The organism is Patescibacteria group bacterium (assembly GCA_016784145.1).
GTDB lineage: Bacteria > Patescibacteriota > Patescibacteriia > UBA2591 > UBA6264 > BS150m-G65.
Genome location: JADHVF010000001.1, coordinates 65,056 through 84,563, shown reverse-complemented (window position 1 = coordinate 84,563; position 19,508 = coordinate 65,056). Strand labels below are relative to the sequence as shown.

Sequence of the window (19,508 nt, the reverse complement as noted above, 5' to 3'; positions counted from 1 at the left end):
TTTATTTCATCTACTTAATAAGGAATTAATTGAATTTAGCTTGTTTAACTTTTCCCATGGCAAATCCAAATCATCCCTGCCAAAATGTCCGTATTTAGCCGTTGGCTGATAAATTGGCCTTAATAAATCAAGTTCTTTAATTAACATACCTGGTCTTAAATCAAATACTTTGTTTATTATTTTAATAATTTTTTCATCTGCTAGCTTGGCAGTATTAAAAGTATCTATGTTAATTGATAATGGTTGAGCTTTACCAATAGAATAGGCCAACTGTATTTCAATTTTATCTGCCAACCCCGCGGCTACTATGTTTTTAGCCACCCAACGCGCTCCATAGCTAGCACTTCTATCAACCTTGCTTGGATCTTTTCCGGAAAAACATCCCCCACCATGTCTACCTGCTCCTCCATATGTATCAATAATAATTTTTCGTCCTGTTAAACCAGTGTCTGCTGCTGGACCACCAAATACAAAACGGCCCGTGGTATTAATAAAATATTTAATATTAGAAGTAAACATTTTTTGAGGAATAACTGGTTGAATGACATTTTTAATAATATCTGCCCTTAATTGATTTATGTCAATCTTAGGATTATGCTGTGCTGCCACGACAATATTATTTATTTTGCTTGGTTTATTATTCTTGTATTCTACTGTTACCTGACTTTTTCCATCAGGTCTTAAATAAGCCAATTTTTTACTCTTTCTAATAAGCATTAATTGTTTGGTAAGTTTATGCGCTAAAACAATTGGCAGGGGCATGTATTCATCTGTTTCGTTAGTTGCATAGCCATACATTAATCCTTGATCACCTGCCCCAATGGCTGTTAATTTAATTGCATTAACTCCCTGAGAAATATCTGGAGATTGCTTTTGAATAAATACCCTAATCTCACAATTATTAATATCAAAACCATAATCAGGATTATTATAGCCAACATTATTAACAACTTTTTTAACGATTTGTTCAATATCTACTTGTGCACTAGAAGTAATTTCGCCAGCCACAATAATATTATCTTTTGTTATTAATGTTTCGCAAGCAACTCGTGACTTAAAATCTTTTCTCAGATAAACATCCAAAATAGCATCTGATATTTGATCTGCTAATTTATCTGGATGTCCTTCTGTTACAGACTCTGATGTTAAATATTTTTTCATATGTTTTTAATTTAAAAAGCTCTTTCCTAGAGGAAAGAGATAAACAAATAATAGACCTTTATCTTCCCCTATTTTAGGGCTGAAATTAGCACCTTCTTAAAAAATTATTTTAAGGGTTGCTAGCAGGATCATTGGGTCAGTTCCCTACCCTGCTTTCTTAATAATTTAATTATTCAATTGTACTAAATAAATTTTTTACCAGTTAGACCCTCTAAAAAATGAGGATACTTGATTAAATCTTACAAGAACACCATCTTTCACTTCTGCCTCATAAGTCTTGTGTTCACTTCCTATATATCCCTTTCCATGATCATCATGCTTATCAATGTGCACCCATATCTTATACTTAACAATCCTGTCATCACTTGAATCAAATTTTTTTATGTCTCTTAAATGAATTAGGCCATTTTCATTAGCTTTATTATAATGCTTTCTTAATTTATCAATTTCTAGGCCAACAACATTTGGCAATTCTTCTATATTAACATCAATCCCTTTTTCTGGCATCATTTTATTAACAAGATCTTTAAAAAATCTTTTTTTATTCTTTTCTTCTTTTTTTTTCTCTTGGTTTCCATCTGGTTGCCCTATTTTTTCAAAATTCATAATATTTATATCAATTATTTATTATGCTTATTTTTATGAATTTATTTATAAACTAAAAAAATAATACCAAGAAAAATGTAATAAATAGCACTCTCAAAAAATAATCCACGATAAAATTTTTCTCTTTTTAAATTTATGTTTACTTTTTAATTAATTAAATAACATCCCTAAAACAGAAAATACAATCATTACAACCATACCAAGACAAATGCCTATAACAACCATTCTCCAATAAAATTCCCAAACAACTTTCCATAATGTAGGATTATTATCAAAAAAATCCTTGATTTTAATTTTCTTTTTTTTATTCTGCTTTTCTGAAATAGAGGCCTTTTTTTTGTTTTCCATAAAATTATTAATTTTTAAGTAGCCCTGAGGGGAGTCGAACCCCTGTTACATGATTGAGAATCATGCGTCCTGACCATTAGACGACAGGGCCATATATTTACAATAGCAAAAAATTCAATAAAAGTAAAGATTATCTAAAATTGACAAAACCCTACTTTTATTTTATTATTAAACAAATGGCTGATTTAAAAATACAAAAATTGATTAAACAAGAAAAACAACGCCAAACAAATGGACTGGTTTTAATTGCTTCTGAAAATTTTGTTTCTAACAATGTATTAAAAACAATTGGCTCTATTTTAAGCAATAAATATTCTGAAGGATATCCTCAAAAAAGATATTACACTGGCAATCAATTTATTGATAAAATCGAGCAAGTTGCCATTGAACGAGCAAAAGCAATATTCAATGTCCAACATGCCAATGTCCAACCCTATTCTGGTTCGCCAGCTAATCTGGCCGTTTATTTTGCCCTATTAAAACCAGGTGATAAAATTATGGGCATGAGTTTATCTGGTGGCGGGCATTTAACTCACGGTCATAAGGTTAATTTATCTGGCAAAATATTTGATTTCATCCAATACAATGTTGATCCCAAGACCCATTTAATTAATTATGATGAAGTAGAAAGATTAGCAATCAAGCACAAACCAAAAATAATTATTTCAGGAGCAACTGCTTATCCTAGGATTATAAAATTCAAACGCTTTCATCAAATAGCCAAAAAAATAGGAGCAATTTCAATGGCAGACATCTCGCATATTGCTGGATTGATCATTGGACAATGTCACCCATCCCCTGCTCCATATACAGATATTATTACAACTACCACCCACAAAACATTAAGAGGCCCCAGAGGAGCAATAATTATGTGCAAGCATAAATATGCTGCAAAAATAGATAAAATGATTTTTCCAGGCATGCAAGGAGGTCCTCATAATAACACCATGGCTGGTATTGCTGTAGCCCTAAAAGAAGCCAGTCAACCTAATTTTAAAAAATATGCCAAGCAAGTTGTTAAAAATGCCAAAGCATTAGCACAAGAGCTGAAAAGACAGGGATTAAATTTAATTTCAAATAACACTGATAATCATTTAATTTTAATTAATTTAATAAACACAAATATAACTGGTCAGCAAGCAGAACTTGCCCTAGAAAAAACAAACATTTATGTCAATAAAAATATAATTCCTTATGACAAGCAAAATCCTTTTAATCCTACTGGCATCCGGTTAGGCACTCCTGCCCTAACAACCATGGGCTTTAGGGAAAAAGAAATGAAAATTATTGGAAAATTAATTGCTAAGGTTATTTATAATATTGATAATAAAAAAATTTTAAAAGAAGTCAAAAAAAGAGTTAGCAAATTAACTAAATAAATATGAAAATATTAGATGGCCAAAAACTGGCTAACAAAATTGAAACAAATCTAAAAAAAAAGATTGCTAAAAATAATCTTCGACCTGGCTTGGCTGTGATTTTAATTGGTAAAAATCCTTCATCAATTATTTATACAAAATTAAAAGAAAAATTTGCTAAACGAATAAATGTTAATTTTAAAAAAATTTCTTTTTCATATGATGTAACTCAAATAAAAATATTAAAATTAATTGAACAATTAAATAAAGACAAAGCAATTCATGGAATTATAGTTCAAATGCCTTTGCCCAAAAAATTAAATGCCTCAAAAATTGTTGCTAAAATTTCTCCTTTCAAAGACATTGATGGCTTTCATTCCAAAACAAAATTTGTATCACCAGTTCATCAAGCAATTATTGAATTAATTAAATCTACTAACAAGTCAGTTAAAAATAAGAAGTTTGTTATTTTGTCTAAAAACCCTATTTTTGTCCGACCCTTGGTAAAGTTATTTGAAGAAAAACAAGCTCAATCTCTTTACAAAAGCTTAACTCACAACATAAAACAACTTACTAAAGATTTCAAAAAAATAGATATATTAGTAAGTGCACTTGGTATTCCTAAAATAATAAAACCAGCCATGTTAAAAAACAACTCTATTATCATTGATGTTGGATTTACTAGAAGACAGCAAAAAATATTTGGGGATGTTGATACAAGTGAGAAAACAAGCAATCTTTATTTGTCCCCCGTTCCTGGCGGAGTTGGTCCATTAACTATTGCTTATTTATTTAAAAATTTACTAATTTCATCTTCAAAGAGTTTACAAAATTTTAAAAAGTGATAAAATTTATATATCATGGAAAAAATATTAAGCATAACACAAATTATTGTTTCTTTTCTCCTTATAGTTGGAGTACTTTTGCAATCACGTGGAGGCGGATTATCTAGTTTAATGGGTGGTGGTGGCGAAGTATATCACACCAAGAGAGGAGCTGAAAAAATAATATTTAGAACAACAATTGTATTATCTGTTTCATTTCTTGTTTTAGGAATTGTTCGTTTAATTATTTAATTTTATTAAAATGCTTGCCAAGTATTTTAAATTTAAACTACCTGTATTAAAAAAAATTAAATATTTGAACAAATTTTTAACAACCAAAGAAAAAGAGATTATTCTTTTATTATCAATAATTGGATTTATATCTCTTTTTTTTCTTATTGCTAGAGTTTATTTTATTAAATCAGAAGTAAAATCAGTCAGCGGTGGTACATATATAGAAGGAATTGTTGGCCAACCAAATATAATTAATCCAATTCTATCAAATAATGAGGTTGATTTATCTTTATCAAAATTAATTTTCTCAGGACTTTTAAAATATAATAAAAAATTGGAACCAATTAATGATTTGGCCAAAGAATTATACATAAATTTTGACAAGAAAAAATACACAACCTGTCTAAAAAATGACATTTTGTGGCACGACAACAAAAAACTGACTGTTGATGATGTTATCTTTACTTTTAATTTCATAAAACAATCTGTCCCACAAAATCCTTTAGCTAGAATATTTAAAAATGTAAAAATATCAATAATAAACGAAAATTGTGTAGAATTTTCGTCTGAACAAGAATTACTTGATTTTGAAGAATATCTAACTTTTAAAATTCTCCCCAAACATATCTGGGAACAAATACCAGCTGAAAACTTCGGTCAGACAGAGTTTAATATAAAACCTGTTGGCAGTGGCTTATTTAAATTTTCATCTTTGACCAAAGATACACACGAGAACATAAAGTCATATGAATTTACAAGAAATGATAATTATTATAACCAGCCAGCATATTTAGAAAAAATAATTTTCAAATTTTTTCCAAGCTTTGAAATTGCCGAACAAGCAATAAATAATAAACAAATAAATGGACTAGGATATCTAGCCAGAGAAATGAAAGGAGAAATAGAACAAAATAAAAACATAAATTATCATCAATTCAATTTACCATATTATAGTGCCATGTTTTTGAACAACAGAGATGACTCAATATTAAAAGAAAAAACAATTAGAAAGGCATTATCATATCTAACGCCAAAAGAAAAAATAGCCGAAGAGGTTTTTAATAATAATGGAATTATTATTAACGGACCAATATTACCAAGCTCTGATTATTTTAATTCAAGTATAACAAAATATCCTCATAATCAAGGATTAGCAGAACAAGAACTGCAACAAAATGGATGGAAAATTAATGAACAAGGCTTCTGGCAAAAAAATAATGAAATTTTAAAAATAGACATAAAAACTATCAATACTTTTGAACACCGCCTGACAGCCGAAATAATACAAAAAACATGGGAAAACAATGGGATTAAAACAAAGTTAACCATTCTTTCTCCTGAACAAACAAGAGAAATAATTACTGCCAGGGATTTTGATTGTTTAATTTTTGGAATTTTAGAAAATTTTAAGACTAATCCTTATGCTTTTTGGCACTCCTCTCAATCAAATTCTCCTGGACTTAATTTGTCTGGATTTAGCAACCGAAGAATTGACGAATTACTTGAAAAGGCAAATATAACTAAGGATAAAAATAAAAAGCAAGAATATTATAATGAATTTCAAACAATAATCTCATTAAATGCCCCAACTATATTTCTTTATAATCCTACTTACACTTATGCAGTTGACCATAGAATAAAAGATATACAAACGGGCAATCTAAGGTTTTCAAAAGACCGATTTATTGAAATTGAAAAATGGTATATTCAAACAAAAAGAGTCATTAAATAAAATAATAATCAATAACTAATATATAGCCAGAGTGGTGAAATTGGTAAACACGTACGGTTCAGAGCCGTATGCCTTTACGGGCTTGTGGGTTCGAGTCCCTCCTCTGGCATTATATATTTTTTGAAACCATATGCTTACAAATAAATCTAAAATTATAAATTATTAAAATGAAATAAAAACGATCTTTCTATTGTATAATAATCAGAAAGGTCGATAATTATTAATAAATAAATATAAAAATAATATGAGTACTAAAAAAATTCTAATTTCTATTTCTGCTTTTGCCTTAATGGGTATTGTGGTAGGATTGACAACAACTAGCTTTAGTTCTGCATCATATTATAGCGATAGTGCTCTTAGGGGGTCTGACTGTACTCCTGACAGACACAAAGCAATGGAAGAAGCATTCGCTAATAACGATTATAATGCCTGGCTCGAGTTAATGACAGGCAAAGGAATAGTAAAAGATATTGTCAATGAAGAAAATTTTCACCTTTTCGCAGACATGCATAATCTTAGAGAACAAGGAGACATTGAAGGGGCTAATGAAATACGAGCCGAATTAGGATTAGGAGTTGGACGAGGAATGCACCGAGGATATGACCAAGGAAGACACGATCATGAATCATGCGAGGACGAATGTAATTTTGAACACATGAATATTGAGCACGGATACAAAACCTTGAACAATTAAAAAATTCCATGGTTTAATTAAGGCACAAGACTCCAAAAAAATTGGAGTTTTGTGTATTTAAACTTTTTAAATAAAAATCAAAAGAATGAAAGAATTAAAAAAAATGACAGACGAACAAATAATAGAATATGTCCGTACAAAAGACGAAGAAGCTTATAGTCAGATAATAAACAGATATCAAAATAAACTTATTAGATATTCTAATTACCTAATCAATGACAATGATGATGCTGCTGATATTGTACAAAATTCTTTCATTAAAGCATTTATTAACTTAAATAATTTTAATATAAAGAAAAAATTTTCTTCATGGATATATAGAATTGTTCATAACGAAGCAATTAATGCTATTAAAAAAAATAAATACGAACTACCAATAACAGACAAGATGGATTTTAAAAGCGAAGAAGATATTGAAATGGAATTTACTAAAAAAGAAATACAAGCAATGATACACAATTGCTTATCTCAAATCCCTCTTTTATATTCCGAACCATTAACTTTATTTTTTATAGAAGAAAAATCATATTCAGAAATTAGTGATATTTTGAGAGTGCCAGTTAATACAGTCGGGACAAGAATTAAGCGAGCTAAAATTTTAATGAAAAAAATATGTCAAAAAAAATAGACAAAATACAACAAAATGTAATGTCTTTAATTAAAAAAAAGAAAATTAAAATAAAACCAAAATGGCAATTTGTTTTAAATTCACTAACCATGATTACTGGTTTAACTGGAGTTGCTATTTTAACAATATTTTCAATAAGTTTAGTAACATTTTCCTGGCGGACACATGGCCGAATGAAAGAATTTCATTACCAACAACTATTAGCAAGTTTCCCTTGGTGGGCACTTGGCTTAGCTATTATCGGTATTGGAATTAGTGTCTGGCTTTTAAAAAAATTTGATTTTTCATATAAGAAAAATTTTGTTTTGATATCAACTAGTTTTATTTTGGCTATTTTATTAGCTGGTTGGTTAATAAATTATTCTGGTCTTGATGTTTTCTGGATTAAACATCGCCCAATGAGACAATTTTATCAAAGATATAATGGCGGCATGATGAATAGGTATAAATTTCAGGTGATGCCAGAATATGAAAATCATCAAAGAATGTTCCGTAATAGACAAGTCAATCAATAATCAATCTTTCAAAAATAAAAATACTGGCAATTAATTGCTAGTATTTTTTAATTAACAATTTACTAAGTTTTTATTGCTTGAATAAATTTTTTTAATTTAATAGAATACTCGTGATTTATAATCTGCTTAGTTGTAAAATCAATCACAGCTATCGGCTTTTGCTTACATAGCTCTTCCATGTGTTTAAATGTTTTCTCATGCCCCTTGCTTCCTTGCGTGCAAAAAAAAGCTACTTGCTTAAACTGCTTATAATAATTATTTATATAAGTTCTGATTGGAACTGACATTGTAAAAACCCAAACAGGAGTGCCAATTATCACTAAATCATATGAATCTGGTTTATTTTTAATTGGTTCAAGTAATGTTAATTTTTTCTGAATTGTTTGTTTGCCTGAAATCAAATAACCTCTTGCTCCTTGTCTATCAAATGTGTCAATAATCTCCTCTGAATCACAATCAATTTTGCCTGCCATTACTTTAGCAAGCTTGGCTGTTGTTTTAGTTCTAGAATAAAAAACAAGTAGGATTTTCATATTAAAAGCATAACAAACTAGAAATTATCTGTATATATATGTTATAATATATTTATGAGGAAGAAAAATGCTTTAACATCTATTTTTGTACTGGGGATTAGTTCTATTATAACTCAATCAATTATTATAAGGGAAGCGATTTCCACTTTTTATGGCAATGAATTTTTTATTGGCATAATTTTAGCTGCTTGGTTAGGATGGATTGCTTTTGGCAGTGGTTTTTTCAAAAAATATTTAAACAAATCTAAACAAGACTTATATTCCCTTGTCAAAATCCATTTTTGGATAGGGTGGTTATTTTTACTGGAAATATTTTTAATTAGAATTGTAAAATTATATCTAGGACTGGCAGGAGAAATTCCAAACTTAATTCATTCTTTTGTATTTGCCTTTATAATTCCAGCTCCTTTATGTATTACATTAGGATTATGGTGGACAATAGCCAGTAAAATTATTTCTAAATTATTTAATCAAAATAAAATTAAAGAAATAAATAAAGCCTATTTTTTAGAAATAATCGGCTTTATAATTGGAGGTTTTTTATTTAGTTTTTGGTTTATTAGATTTAATGAATTCTTTGTTGCTTTGATTCTACTTGTAATAAATCTAAGCATGATACTTTTGCTTGTTCATAAAAAACCACCCTATTTTTTAATAAAAATTTTTACAAGCATTTTAATAATAATACTAATTTTTCTTTCATTTTCTCCATATTTGAAACAACTAAACACAGCCACACAATCTCTTAGGTTCAAAAATCAAGAATTGTTAGCCACCAGCAACTCTTATTATGGAAACATTGCTGTCACAAAAATTGACTCACAACATAATTTTTATTTAAACAATAAGCTTATTTATTCAGACAAGGAAGCCTTGTTTTATGAAAGTTTTATTCATTTATCATTGCTACATCATTCATCTCCTAAAAAAATTCTTTTAATAGGCAATAACCTTTCTCAAGCCCTTGAAGAAACATTGAAGCATAATCCTGACCAGGTTTATTACGTAGAGCCAGACAAACAAAAATTAAACATATTTAAAAAATATATTTCAAAACAAGCTCGCCAAGCATTAAAAAATGATAAAGTAAAAATTATTAACAAAGATGCCTTTTATTTTTTAAACAAAACAAATGAACAATTTGATTTTATTATCATAAACATACCTAATCCTTCGACTGCTCACACTAACCGATTTTATACTCAAGAATTCATTCAAATAACTCATAAAAAACTAGCCAATAGTGGCATAATAGCAACTCACATGTCTTCTTCATTAAGCTCTATGACTGGCAATCTAGCTAATCTTAATGCATCTTTATACAAAACTTTAAAACAAGTTTTTCCAAGAGTATCTGTTTTAGCAGATGAATCAAATTTATTTTTAGGACACAAAAACCCTTATACTGGCATCAGTTCTAAAATTTTATCAAGTAGAATTAGCCAAAGAAACATTAACACTAAATTTATAAATAAAGATTATATTAAATACCGCATGACCAATCCTCGCTCAGTCAAAATGATTGAATTGTTTGATGAAAATAAACAAGCAGCCACAAATAAAATGTTCAAACCAATTGCCTATTTTTATCAAAACTTATTCTGGTTAGATCATTTTTATTTAAATTTCTCAAAATTATTAAAAACCTTATCCTCATATTTTTGGGAAATCTTTGCCATGTTATTACTAACAATATCTTTATATTTATCAAAGTCAAAACAACAATTATTAAAAAAATTACCTATAATTTCAATAATCATAGGCGGATTTTGTTTGATGGCCTTAGAAATAATAACTATTTTTACGTATCAATCAATTATTGGCCATATTTATCTCCGAATTTCTCTATTAATATCAGTATTTTTTATTGGTATGGCCCTAGGCATATTTTATGGTCAATCAAAAAAAGATTTTAATGATTTAATTAAAATGCACTTAATTTTAATAATATTTCCAATTATCCTTATAGGAATTTTGCCTTTGTTAATAAATATAAGTCATGTTCTATCTGAAATTATTATTTTAATAATCTTGCTAATGACTGGTTTTATAGGAGCAGCCATCTTTCCAATTTCAAATAATATTTTTCTATTATCTCAAACAAACCTTGATAATAAAACAGGCACCATATATAGCGCTGATTTAATTGGCTCAATGTTAGGCTGTTTGTTGCCTTCATTAATTTTAATTCCTATTTTCGGAATAATTAATAGCCTAGCATTTATATCAATAATAAATTTGTGGTTTATTTTAATTCTATCTATTCGAAAACCTGGGCCGTAAAAACATAAATTTCAACATTATTATTTTTCCAGCAATCATATGCCAGCCCTGCTTTTTGAGAACATAACTCACCCATAAACCTATTTATGTCCCAATTGTTATCAGTAGCAACTTGTGGCAAAAACACGCCACTTCTCATGCCCTGCCTGATTTGCACACCATGCTTACCTAATTCAATTTCTTGCCAATCATCAATTTTTATCAAATTACTTAAAACAGAAACCTCGTAATCAAGCTCTGCTAACTCATTTGGTTGAACTGGCGGAAATCTACTATCATTTGAAGAGGCAGATATAGCCATTTCAGATACAACTTGATGTAATGGAACTGTTGTTGGAGAAAACCTACCAATACAACCTCTTAGTCTCCCCTGTTTTCTTATGGTGACAAAGGCTCCTAAATTTTCTTTTAATTTGCCTGAATTAATTTCGAATTCAGGAATTTTTTTATTTAAAACATGCGATGTTATTGTTTGTTTAGCAATCTGTAAAAGTTTTTCTTTTTCTAATTTATTCAATAAATCCCCTCTTCTGGCTCCAAAAAAACCAATACTAGTATATCCAACCACTTTTTGCTCTGTCTCTATAACATCGCCTGAATTAGCATAATTAAATAATTTAATTTCATTTGCATTCATTTGTTTCAATGCCTGCATCACTGTTTTTATAGCATCCTGTCCACAAGCAAAGGTTGAGGCATTTGGAATCCCCTCTTGCTTTAATTTAAGTATAGTATTTTTAAATTGATCAACCTCTCCAGTTAAAATTGAATCAATTGTTTTTAAGTCAGCAATTCTCGCATGATTTCTGGACGGATAATGAGATAAGTCAGAACTAGCAATTAATAAAACATTTTTATTAGCCGTGTGTTTAACAATTGCTTCAGCTAAAATTTTATAATCATCATCGCTACCATTTCCAAACATAATCGGCACAATCTTAAAATTATCTAATACTTGTTGTAATAAAGGTAACTCAACCTCCAAACCATGTTCTTGCTCATGCGCTTTAGTTCTAAAAAAAATTCGCTTATTAGCATTGATAATCTTGCTCGCTAAAACAGAATCTATCTTGACTTCCCCCAAGGGTGTTTTATAATATCCTTGTTCATAAACAGAGATTCCGTCAAACCTATCATAATGACTATTGCCAATTAAAATAATTGTGTCTATTGATTGCCCTGCTAATTGCTTAATTCCATAACTAGCTACCTGGCCCGAATATTGATAGCCCGCATGAGGCAATATTAACCCCATTATTTGATTATCTGTTTCTATTATTTGCACTTTGTCTAAAAATTGATTGATAGTGTTTTTCAAAACAGATGGAGATGAAGGATAAAAAGTTCCAGCCACTGCCGGGCTTCTAATAATTTTTACTTGTGCTTGTTCAATAGGGAGTAATGAATATAATTGTTGATTTTTTTTGACCTGCCAAGATAACCAAAGCAAACAAATTACTATTATTAACAAAAACCAAAAACTAATTTTTAAATATTTCTTTTTCATATAATAAAATCATTGCCAAATTCCTGGCACTTGCGAGTCAGGCGAACAATAGCCATTTTTATCTAAATTATTATCTAAAAGAAAAAAACCTTGCCTTTTAATGGCTACATCCCCTGAGTCAGGACAATACGTAATACTGCCATCCGGGTCATAAATATTGCCCGTATAAACATAATTTAGTCCTGCGTTTAAAGCTATTTGTCTAGCTTTTTTTAGAGTATTAATTGGAGTTGGAGGAACATTTAACAATTTATAGTCTGGATGGAACCTAAGAAAATGTAACGGAACATCTTCTCCTAAGTTATCTTTTATCCATAAAGCTAAATTTTTCAAATTTTCATCATTATCGTTTTCTCCTGGAATAACTAAATTGACAATTTCCAACCAAGTGCCTGATTGCTTTATAATTTTCATTGTTTCTAACACTGGCTCTAATTCTCCTAAAGTCATTTCTTTGTAAAAATCAGGAGAAAATCCCTTAAAATCAATTTTGTAAGCATCAATATATTCCAAAAGGTCTTGCAATGGCTCTGGATTTATATATCCAGCACTAATCACCACATTTTTAAGCCCATTTTTATGAGCCAATTTAGCAATATCATACATGTATTCATAAAAAATAGTTGGCTCTCCATAAGTATAAGCAATTGCCTTAGCATTACTAGCCAAGGCATTATCAACAACCTCTTGCGGAGACATCTCCATTGAGGTTGCTTCCCATGGAAAAACTTGAGCAATTTGCCAATTCTGACAAAACTTGCATTGTAAATTACAACCAGCTGTTGAAATAGAATAAGCTGTTGTGCCTGGCAAAAAATGATAAAGTGGTTTTTTCTCTATGGGATCAACATGGGCTGCTGCCACCTTGTTATAAACCATTGTTTTTAATTCTCCATCAACATTTTTTCGGGCCTTACAAACCCCTATTTCTCCTGGCGATAAAATACATTTTCTAGGACATAAATTACATTGAACAATTTTATTCCCTAATGTTTGATAATATTTGGCTGGATAAAAATCAATTTGGTCTTTATTTTTTTCAGAACCATAAATCAAAAATCCAACTAAAAAGATAATTATTATTAAAAATAAAATTGCTCCTATTTTCCTAATCATAAAAAGTATAAATAAAGACCAGCCAACATAAATAGACCAAATAAAATAATTGTCCAAATATCTGCAATTATATCTTTACTAACTCTTTTTCTTAAATTAAAATTCATTTTAATAAAAGCATGCAAACCAATTACCATGAATAAAGGAATTGGCAACAATCTGCTATGCAAGGATTTGGCTAACAAGGGAGACATAATCCCTTTGGTTATGCCATAGCCCGATATAATATATATCAACATAATAATTCCCAACAAAGGTCCTGCATAATTTGATATTTTAAATAAAATTCTATTAATTTTGTTTCTATCCATATTTTTTTATTAATTTATTAGTAAAATGATATTATATATTCCATAAAACAAAAACAAGCAACCAACTATTAGCCCTGAAATTTTGCCGACAAGTTGGAACTCTTTCATTTTATTTAACAACCCTAAAAGCACTAAAGGAATAAAATAAAGAGTGGTGCCAACAAAAAACATTAAAAAATAAATAATACCTTTTAAAGCACTATTAAGAGTGAAAATGTAAGCCAATGACATTAAAAATGGCGGGCAAACATTTATCCCCATAAAAAAACCCATTAATAGTGGGAATTTTTTATTATGTTTTTTAATATTAGCACAAAACGAAGATTTAGTTGACCTTAACAAACCAAAAGCATGTAAGATTAAAATCAAAGACATTAAAACAAGAGCAATATTCAAGATAATATTTAAATTATCATTATTAATACTTTCCCCTAAATAACCAAACACAGCCCCAAATAAAATATAGCCAATTAATCTACCTAGAATAAAATGAGTAAGTGTCTTAATGTCTTGTTGTTTGCCTCTTTTCTCAGAAATCATTACTGGAGCAATAAAAGGAATACAATAAACAAAACAATATATTCCAGTTGAAAGACCTAATAAAAGAGGGGCTATGATAAAAGATTCTGGCATCTATAAATTATAACAAATTCTCTATATTTTTAAACCCTTTATGTTGAAAAAATTATAAAAAATGGTATAATAATACTATGAAATTATTTAGTGGCATTCAACCATCTGGAACAATCCATATTGGAAATTATTTAGGAGCAATTAAAAATTGGGCTAAGTTGCAAGATAAATACCAAAGCTTATTTTGTGTGGTTGACTATCATGCTATCACATCTCCATATGACCCTGACAAGCTACCAGCCCGAGTGATTAATACTGTACTTGATTTCGTTTCCTGTGGAATTGACCCTCAAAAGTCAATTATATTTGTTCAGTCTCATGTCAAAGAACATACTGAATTAGCCTGGCTTTTAAACTCTATTACATCTATTGGCAGCTTAAAAAGAATGACCCAATTTAAAGAAAAAATGATAAAATATCCCAAAGATGTAAATGCTGGTATTTTAAATTATCCTATTTTAATGACAGCCGATATATTGCTTTACAAGGCAGAAGTTGTACCAGTTGGAGAAGACCAGGTTCAACACATTGAATTAGCTAGAGAAATTGCTAGAAAGTTTAATAAAAAATTTGGAAAAACATTTCCTGAGCCAAAACCATTATTAACAAAATCCCGTCGCATAATGAGTTTAATTGACCCTACTAGAAAAATGAGTAAATCTTTTGACAAAAATACTTATATTGCCATGACTGACTCAAAAGAAACTATTTGGAAAAAAATAGCTTCAGCCATGACAGACCCAGCCAGAAAAACAATCAAAGACCCTGGCAATCCAAATAAATGTAATATTTATAATTTTCATGAAATTTTTTCATCAAAACAAGAACTAAACAAAGTAGTTGATGCTTGTACTAAAGCAAAATTCGGTTGCCTTGATTGCAAGCAAATATTATTTAAAAATATAATGAAAGAATTAGAACCAATTCAAGCCAAAAGAAAACAATTAGAACAAAATCCTGCTATGATTCAAGCAATTATAAAAAAAGGAGCTCAGCAAGCTCAAATAATTGCTACTCAAACAATACTTGAAGTTAAGAAAAAAATGGGAATAATTTAATATTCCCAAACAATATTCAAAATAAGAAAAACCATTAATTTTGGTTTTTTATTATTTTTGAAATAGCTGCTAATTTCTTTTTAGCAAAATCTTTTGTTTTTGCCTCAACAACAACTCTAAGCAAAGGTTCTGTATGAGATTCTCTAACATTAAACCACCAAGTTTTAAATTCAACTGTCAGGCCATCCAACCATGTCTTTTTTCCATGCCTATATTTTTTTGCTAACAATTTAATAACTCCTTGTTTATCTATAGCTTTAAAATTATTTTCTCCAATCCAATAATAATGTTTATATTTTTTAATTATAGATGACAAGGGTTGTTTACTCTGTGATAAAATTTTTAACATCAATAAAAGCGTGTATCCTCCTGATTCTGCATAAAAAATATCTTGATAATAAAAATGTCCTGATATTTCTCCACCAAAAATCGCTTGATTGGCTCTAGCAGCATCTTTCATAAACGCATGCCCTGTTCTTGTTTTTACTGGCTTGCCTTTATTTTTCTTTATTATAACTGGCACTGCTTTTGAACAGGTAAGATTATATACAATAGTAGATTTTGGGTTTTTCTTTAAAAAATACTCTGAGAACATGGAAATAATCATACTTGTCTCTATAATATCTCCATTTTCATCAACAAAAACAGCCCTATCTCCATCTCCATCAAAAATCAATCCAAAATTAGCCTTTTGTTTTATCACCTCTTTTTGTAAATCTTCAAGATTTTCTTTTATAGATGGATTTGGTAAATGATTTGAAAATTTACTATCCAAGGTAGAATATATAAAAAGCAAATCAGCTGAAATTTCTTTTGCTAATTCTTTCATAAGAACTGACCCCGTCCCACCAGAACAATCAATTACTGCTTTTATGTCTTCTGTCCCGTCCATATCTATTAGAGAAAAAATATGGTCTAAATATTTTGAAGTAATATTATAATGAGTAAGTTCTCCTCCTTTATCTGCCTTTAAAGGAATTTCATCCAAGGCATATTCTTTTATCTTATCCATTCCCCAGTCCGAACATATAAATTTAGCATATGGTTTTTTCTTGTTAAAAGAAATCCTGGCCACTAGTTTGATCCCATTATACTCTGGGGGGTTATGACTGGCTGTAATCATGGCTGCACCATCTGCCTCAAGAAAATTAAGGGCAAAATATAAAGCATCTGTTGACACTGTTCCAATATCAATTATATCAACCCCGTGTCTTAGCGCTCCTGAAACAAAAGATTTAAAAATCTCGGGAGAAGAAAAGCGTGCATCTTTCCCCACTATTATTTTTAATTTTCTTCTCCTTATTTTTGTAACTAATTTCAAAAATTTAATAAAAGCCAGACCTATTTTATAAGAGGAAATCTCATTTATTTCATCAGGGTAAATCCCGCGGATATCATATGCTTTAAAAATTTTTTCAGAAATTTGCATATATTTAAATTATTTCTTTTTAGCAAATATAGTAAAATTATGACTTTTCTTTTTATTAAAAATTAAAAAACCAGCTGATTTTATTCTTGTCTGAAACTCTTTAAATCTAAAAACATAATAATAACGCATTATTTTTTTAGATTTTAAAGTAAAAGGAATAAGGATGTTTTTTTGGCCCAGAAAAATTTGCCAAATTTTATATTTTTTAATTAAATTAATTTGCCAAAAATTCCACACACTTATAATCATAATTCCTCCTGGCTTAAGAATATTATAACAATCATTTAGAGTTTTTAATTGTAATTTTTTAGTTGGAATATGATGCAAAAAAGCAATGCTAAAAATAACATCAAACTTTGATTGTTTAAATGGCATGTTTAACGCATCTCCAACAATAAAATTAGCATTTGATGCTTGAATCCTTTGTTTTGCCTTGGCAATCAATTTGGCTGATTTATCAATACCAGTATATTTTATATTTCTATGTTTAAATAGATCATAAACACGTCCATTCCCGCATCCTAAATCAAGTACAGAATTATTATCTTTCACATACTTTGTTAAGGGAGATAATTCAGGCCAAAGATTTTCCCTTGATTTGGAAAATTCGTCAGCTATTTCTTCCCAGGCTTGTTTACTTTTATCTAAAATCTGCCTAACTTTTATTTGTTTCATTATATTATATTCTAACATTTTTTTTAAAAATAAAAAAGACAAATTCTTAAAAAAATGCTAATATTAAAATCAATGGCAAATAAAATAAATAATTATAAATTAACCCAGGAAATTAAATCAAGCAAAATTAATAATTTTGATGATTTTTTAAAATGGAAAAGAAAAATTTCAAAAAAATTAAATATCAACATGATTAGCAACATTGATATTTTAAGTGCATACAAACAAACCCGAGCAACAAACAAAATAAATATAATTCCATTTTTTGAAAATCAATTAAAAAAAAGACCTGTCCGATCTCTTTCTGGTGTAGCTGTCGTGGCTGTCCTAACTAAACAATGGCCATGTCCTGGAGATTGTATTTATTGCCCAACTGAAGCTGGTATTCCAAAAAGCTATCTATCAGGCGAACCAGCTGTTGAAAGAGCAAAATTACTTGATTTTGATCCATATAAACAAGTGGTGACGAGAATAAAATCATTAAAACAAACCGGTCACCCTGTTGATAAAATTGAATTAATTGTAATTGGGGGTACTTGGAGTTACTTGCCTAAACAATATCAAATTTGGTTTATCAAAAAATGTTTTGACGCAGCCAATCAAGCAAAAAGTAAAACTTTGCTATCTGCTCAGAAAAAAAATGAAACAGCCAAACATCGTATTATTGGATTAACACTAGAAACAAGGCCTGATTATATTAACAAGACAGAAATCAAGAGAATGAGAAAACTTGGTTGCACAAGAGTAGAAATCGGGGTTCAATCTGTTTATGATGATATTTTAGAAAAAAATAATCGAGGACATAAAACAAAAGAAATAATTAAGGCAACTAAATTATTAAAAAATAGCGGCTTTAAAATATGTTATCATATGATGCCTGGATTATTAGGGTCTTCAATTAAAAAAGATCTAGCCATGTTTAAACAAATTTTTACTAATCCTGTGTTTCAGCCAGACATGCTTAAAATATATCCTTGTGTAATTACTAAAGGATCTAAATTGTTTGATATTTGGAAAAACAATAATTATAAACCATATACTGACGAACAATTAATTGACTTAATTATTAAAATAAAATCAATCACTCCTAGATATGTTAGAATTAATCGATTAATTCGCGATATTCCTGCTTGGCAAATTGAAGCAGGTAGCAAGACTTCAAATTTAAGAGAGATAATTCAAGAAAAAATGAAAGACATGAAACTAAAATGTAAATGCATTAGATGCAGAGAGATAAAAGACAAACAAATAACAATTAAAAACTTGAAATTATTAAACAAAGAATATACTGCCTCTGATGGACAAGAAATATGGTTATCTTTTAATGACACTAAACAAGATAAATTAGCTGCTTTTATTAGATTAAGATTGCCAACCAACAGCTCAACAGCCCTAATAAGAGAATTGCATACATATGGACAATTAATTGAAATTGATTCAAGTAAACAGCCGCATAAAGCAACTCAGCATCTAGGATTAGGAAAAAAATTAATATTAGCAGCAACTAAAATCGCTAAACAAAGAGGTTGTAAAAAGATGTCAATAATAGCCGGCATTGGCACTAGAGAATATTACCGCAAACTAGGATATAGACTCAAAAACACCTATATGATCAAATCCCTCTAATCCCATCTACATGAAAACAATCTACTTACTCTACTTACTCTGCTTATTCTACTTAGGGGCAAGGCCCCTAAGTGATTCTTAGGAAGATTCGTGCTCAATATTTACTTAGGGGCAAGGCCCCTAAGTGATTCTAATTGAGATTATTGATTATTGATTATTGATTACTGATTATTGATTACTGATTATTAATTTCTATTCTACTTAGGGGCAAGGCCCCTAAGTGATTCTAATTGAGAT

20 protein-coding genes, 2 tRNA genes and 1 riboswitch are annotated in these 19,508 nt (G+C 29.3%); of the genes, 11 read left to right on the top strand and 11 right to left on the bottom strand.

From position 1 onward, the window contains the following. Window positions 1-6: 6 nt before the first annotated feature. The 4 genes from ISS06_00440 to ISS06_00425 form a co-directional block, all read right to left on the bottom strand. Entirely contained in the window at window positions 7-1,161 is a 1,155-nt protein-coding gene (locus tag ISS06_00440; GenBank protein MBL7053657.1) for a methionine adenosyltransferase, read from the bottom strand. A 55-nt stretch (window positions 1,162-1,216) separates the two neighbouring features. Next, window positions 1,217-1,328, bottom strand: a riboswitch (SAM riboswitch). Window positions 1,329-1,356: 28 nt separating this feature from the next. Next, complete coding sequence (locus ISS06_00435) at window positions 1,357-1,767, bottom strand: hypothetical protein (protein ID MBL7053656.1); 411 nt, start codon at window positions 1,765-1,767, stop codon at window positions 1,357-1,359. 150 nt (window positions 1,768-1,917) lie between these two features. Then, on the bottom strand, window positions 1,918-2,115 hold the full coding sequence (locus ISS06_00430) for a hypothetical protein (GenBank protein ID MBL7053655.1): 198 nt from the start codon (window positions 2,113-2,115) through the stop codon (window positions 1,918-1,920). A 19-nt stretch (window positions 2,116-2,134) separates the two neighbouring features. Then, window positions 2,135-2,206 (bottom strand) — tRNA-Glu (locus tag ISS06_00425). Window positions 2,207-2,291: 85 nt separating this feature from the next. On the opposite strand from ISS06_00425, the gene ISS06_00420 reads away from it, so the two are divergent. The 8 genes from ISS06_00420 to ISS06_00385 all read left to right on the top strand — a co-directional run bounded on the left by ISS06_00420 (window position 2,292) and on the right by ISS06_00385 (window position 8,100). Then, window positions 2,292-3,494, top strand: a complete 1,203-nt coding sequence (locus ISS06_00420; protein ID MBL7053654.1) for a serine hydroxymethyltransferase — start codon at window positions 2,292-2,294, stop codon at window positions 3,492-3,494. 2 nt (window positions 3,495-3,496) lie between these two features. Continuing rightward, on the top strand, window positions 3,497-4,318 hold the full coding sequence (locus ISS06_00415) for a bifunctional 5,10-methylenetetrahydrofolate dehydrogenase/5,10-methenyltetrahydrofolate cyclohydrolase (protein ID MBL7053653.1): 822 nt from the start codon (window positions 3,497-3,499) through the stop codon (window positions 4,316-4,318). 15 nt (window positions 4,319-4,333) lie between these two features. Next, on the top strand, window positions 4,334-4,549 hold the full coding sequence (secG, locus tag ISS06_00410; GenBank protein ID MBL7053652.1) for a preprotein translocase subunit SecG: 216 nt from the start codon (window positions 4,334-4,336) through the stop codon (window positions 4,547-4,549). A 10-nt stretch (window positions 4,550-4,559) separates the two neighbouring features. After that, window positions 4,560-6,263 carry a peptide ABC transporter substrate-binding protein gene (locus ISS06_00405; GenBank protein ID MBL7053651.1) on the top strand — a complete coding sequence of 568 codons (1,704 nt, stop codon included), beginning with the start codon at window positions 4,560-4,562 and terminating at the stop codon, window positions 6,261-6,263. Window positions 6,264-6,288: 25 nt separating this feature from the next. Beyond that, window positions 6,289-6,372, top strand: a tRNA-Leu gene (locus tag ISS06_00400). Between the two features lie 135 nt (window positions 6,373-6,507). Continuing rightward, entirely contained in the window at window positions 6,508-6,957 is a 450-nt protein-coding gene (locus ISS06_00395; protein MBL7053650.1) for a hypothetical protein, read from the top strand. A gap of 85 nt (window positions 6,958-7,042) precedes the next feature. Continuing rightward, the gene (locus ISS06_00390; GenBank protein MBL7053649.1) at window positions 7,043-7,585 is read left to right on the top strand and encodes a sigma-70 family RNA polymerase sigma factor; all 543 of its coding nucleotides are present in this window, start codon (window positions 7,043-7,045) and stop codon (window positions 7,583-7,585) included. Then, entirely contained in the window at window positions 7,570-8,100 is a 531-nt protein-coding gene (locus tag ISS06_00385; protein MBL7053648.1) for a hypothetical protein, read from the top strand. Before ISS06_00390 ends, ISS06_00385 begins: the two co-directional genes overlap by 16 nt. Window positions 8,101-8,162: 62 nt before the next feature. On the opposite strand, the gene ISS06_00380 is transcribed toward ISS06_00385, so the two are convergent. After that, entirely contained in the window at window positions 8,163-8,633 is a 471-nt protein-coding gene (locus ISS06_00380) for a hypothetical protein (GenBank protein ID MBL7053647.1), read from the bottom strand. 54 nt (window positions 8,634-8,687) lie between these two features. On the opposite strand from ISS06_00380, the gene ISS06_00375 reads away from it, so the two are divergent. Beyond that, window positions 8,688-10,916 carry a hypothetical protein gene (locus ISS06_00375; protein ID MBL7053646.1) on the top strand — a complete coding sequence of 743 codons (2,229 nt, stop codon included), beginning with the start codon at window positions 8,688-8,690 and terminating at the stop codon, window positions 10,914-10,916. Here the strand turns inward: ISS06_00375 and amrB are convergent. From amrB to ISS06_00355, 4 genes are read right to left on the bottom strand one after another with little or no spacing between them, the layout of a single operon-like run. Next, window positions 10,894-12,423, bottom strand: a complete 1,530-nt coding sequence (gene amrB, locus ISS06_00370; protein MBL7053645.1) for an AmmeMemoRadiSam system protein B — start codon at window positions 12,421-12,423, stop codon at window positions 10,894-10,896. The genes ISS06_00375 and amrB overlap by 23 nt on opposite strands. Window positions 12,424-12,432: 9 nt before the next feature. Continuing rightward, window positions 12,433-13,539 (bottom strand): AmmeMemoRadiSam system radical SAM enzyme, encoded by a 1,107-nt coding sequence (amrS, locus tag ISS06_00365; GenBank protein ID MBL7053644.1) that lies wholly within the window; start codon window positions 13,537-13,539, stop codon window positions 12,433-12,435. Further along, window positions 13,536-13,850, bottom strand: a complete 315-nt coding sequence (locus tag ISS06_00360; protein ID MBL7053643.1) for a hypothetical protein — start codon at window positions 13,848-13,850, stop codon at window positions 13,536-13,538. Before ISS06_00360 ends, amrS begins: the two co-directional genes overlap by 4 nt. Window positions 13,851-13,859: 9 nt before the next feature. Further along, window positions 13,860-14,483: a sulfite exporter TauE/SafE family protein gene (locus ISS06_00355; protein MBL7053642.1), complete on the bottom strand. Its 624-nt coding sequence runs from the start codon at window positions 14,481-14,483 to the stop codon at window positions 13,860-13,862. Window positions 14,484-14,560: 77 nt separating this feature from the next. Here ISS06_00355 and trpS point away from each other — a divergent pair, with 77 nt between their 5' ends. Beyond that, a complete protein-coding gene (gene trpS / locus ISS06_00350) occupies window positions 14,561-15,541 on the top strand; it encodes a tryptophan--tRNA ligase (GenBank protein MBL7053641.1) in 981 nt (326 codons plus the stop codon). Window positions 15,542-15,575: 34 nt separating this feature from the next. Here trpS and ISS06_00345 read toward each other — a convergent pair whose 3' ends face one another. Both ISS06_00345 and ISS06_00340 read right to left on the bottom strand, forming a co-directional pair. After that, window positions 15,576-16,970 carry a phosphomannomutase/phosphoglucomutase gene (locus tag ISS06_00345; protein MBL7053640.1) on the bottom strand — a complete coding sequence of 465 codons (1,395 nt, stop codon included), beginning with the start codon at window positions 16,968-16,970 and terminating at the stop codon, window positions 15,576-15,578. A 9-nt stretch (window positions 16,971-16,979) separates the two neighbouring features. Next, complete coding sequence (locus ISS06_00340) at window positions 16,980-17,645, bottom strand: class I SAM-dependent methyltransferase (GenBank protein ID MBL7053639.1); 666 nt, start codon at window positions 17,643-17,645, stop codon at window positions 16,980-16,982. A gap of 54 nt (window positions 17,646-17,699) precedes the next feature. Here ISS06_00340 and ISS06_00335 point away from each other — a divergent pair, with 54 nt between their 5' ends. After that, the gene (locus ISS06_00335; protein MBL7053638.1) at window positions 17,700-19,271 is read left to right on the top strand and encodes a tRNA uridine(34) 5-carboxymethylaminomethyl modification radical SAM/GNAT enzyme Elp3; all 1,572 of its coding nucleotides are present in this window, start codon (window positions 17,700-17,702) and stop codon (window positions 19,269-19,271) included. The last annotated feature ends 237 nt before the right edge of the window (window positions 19,272-19,508 follow it).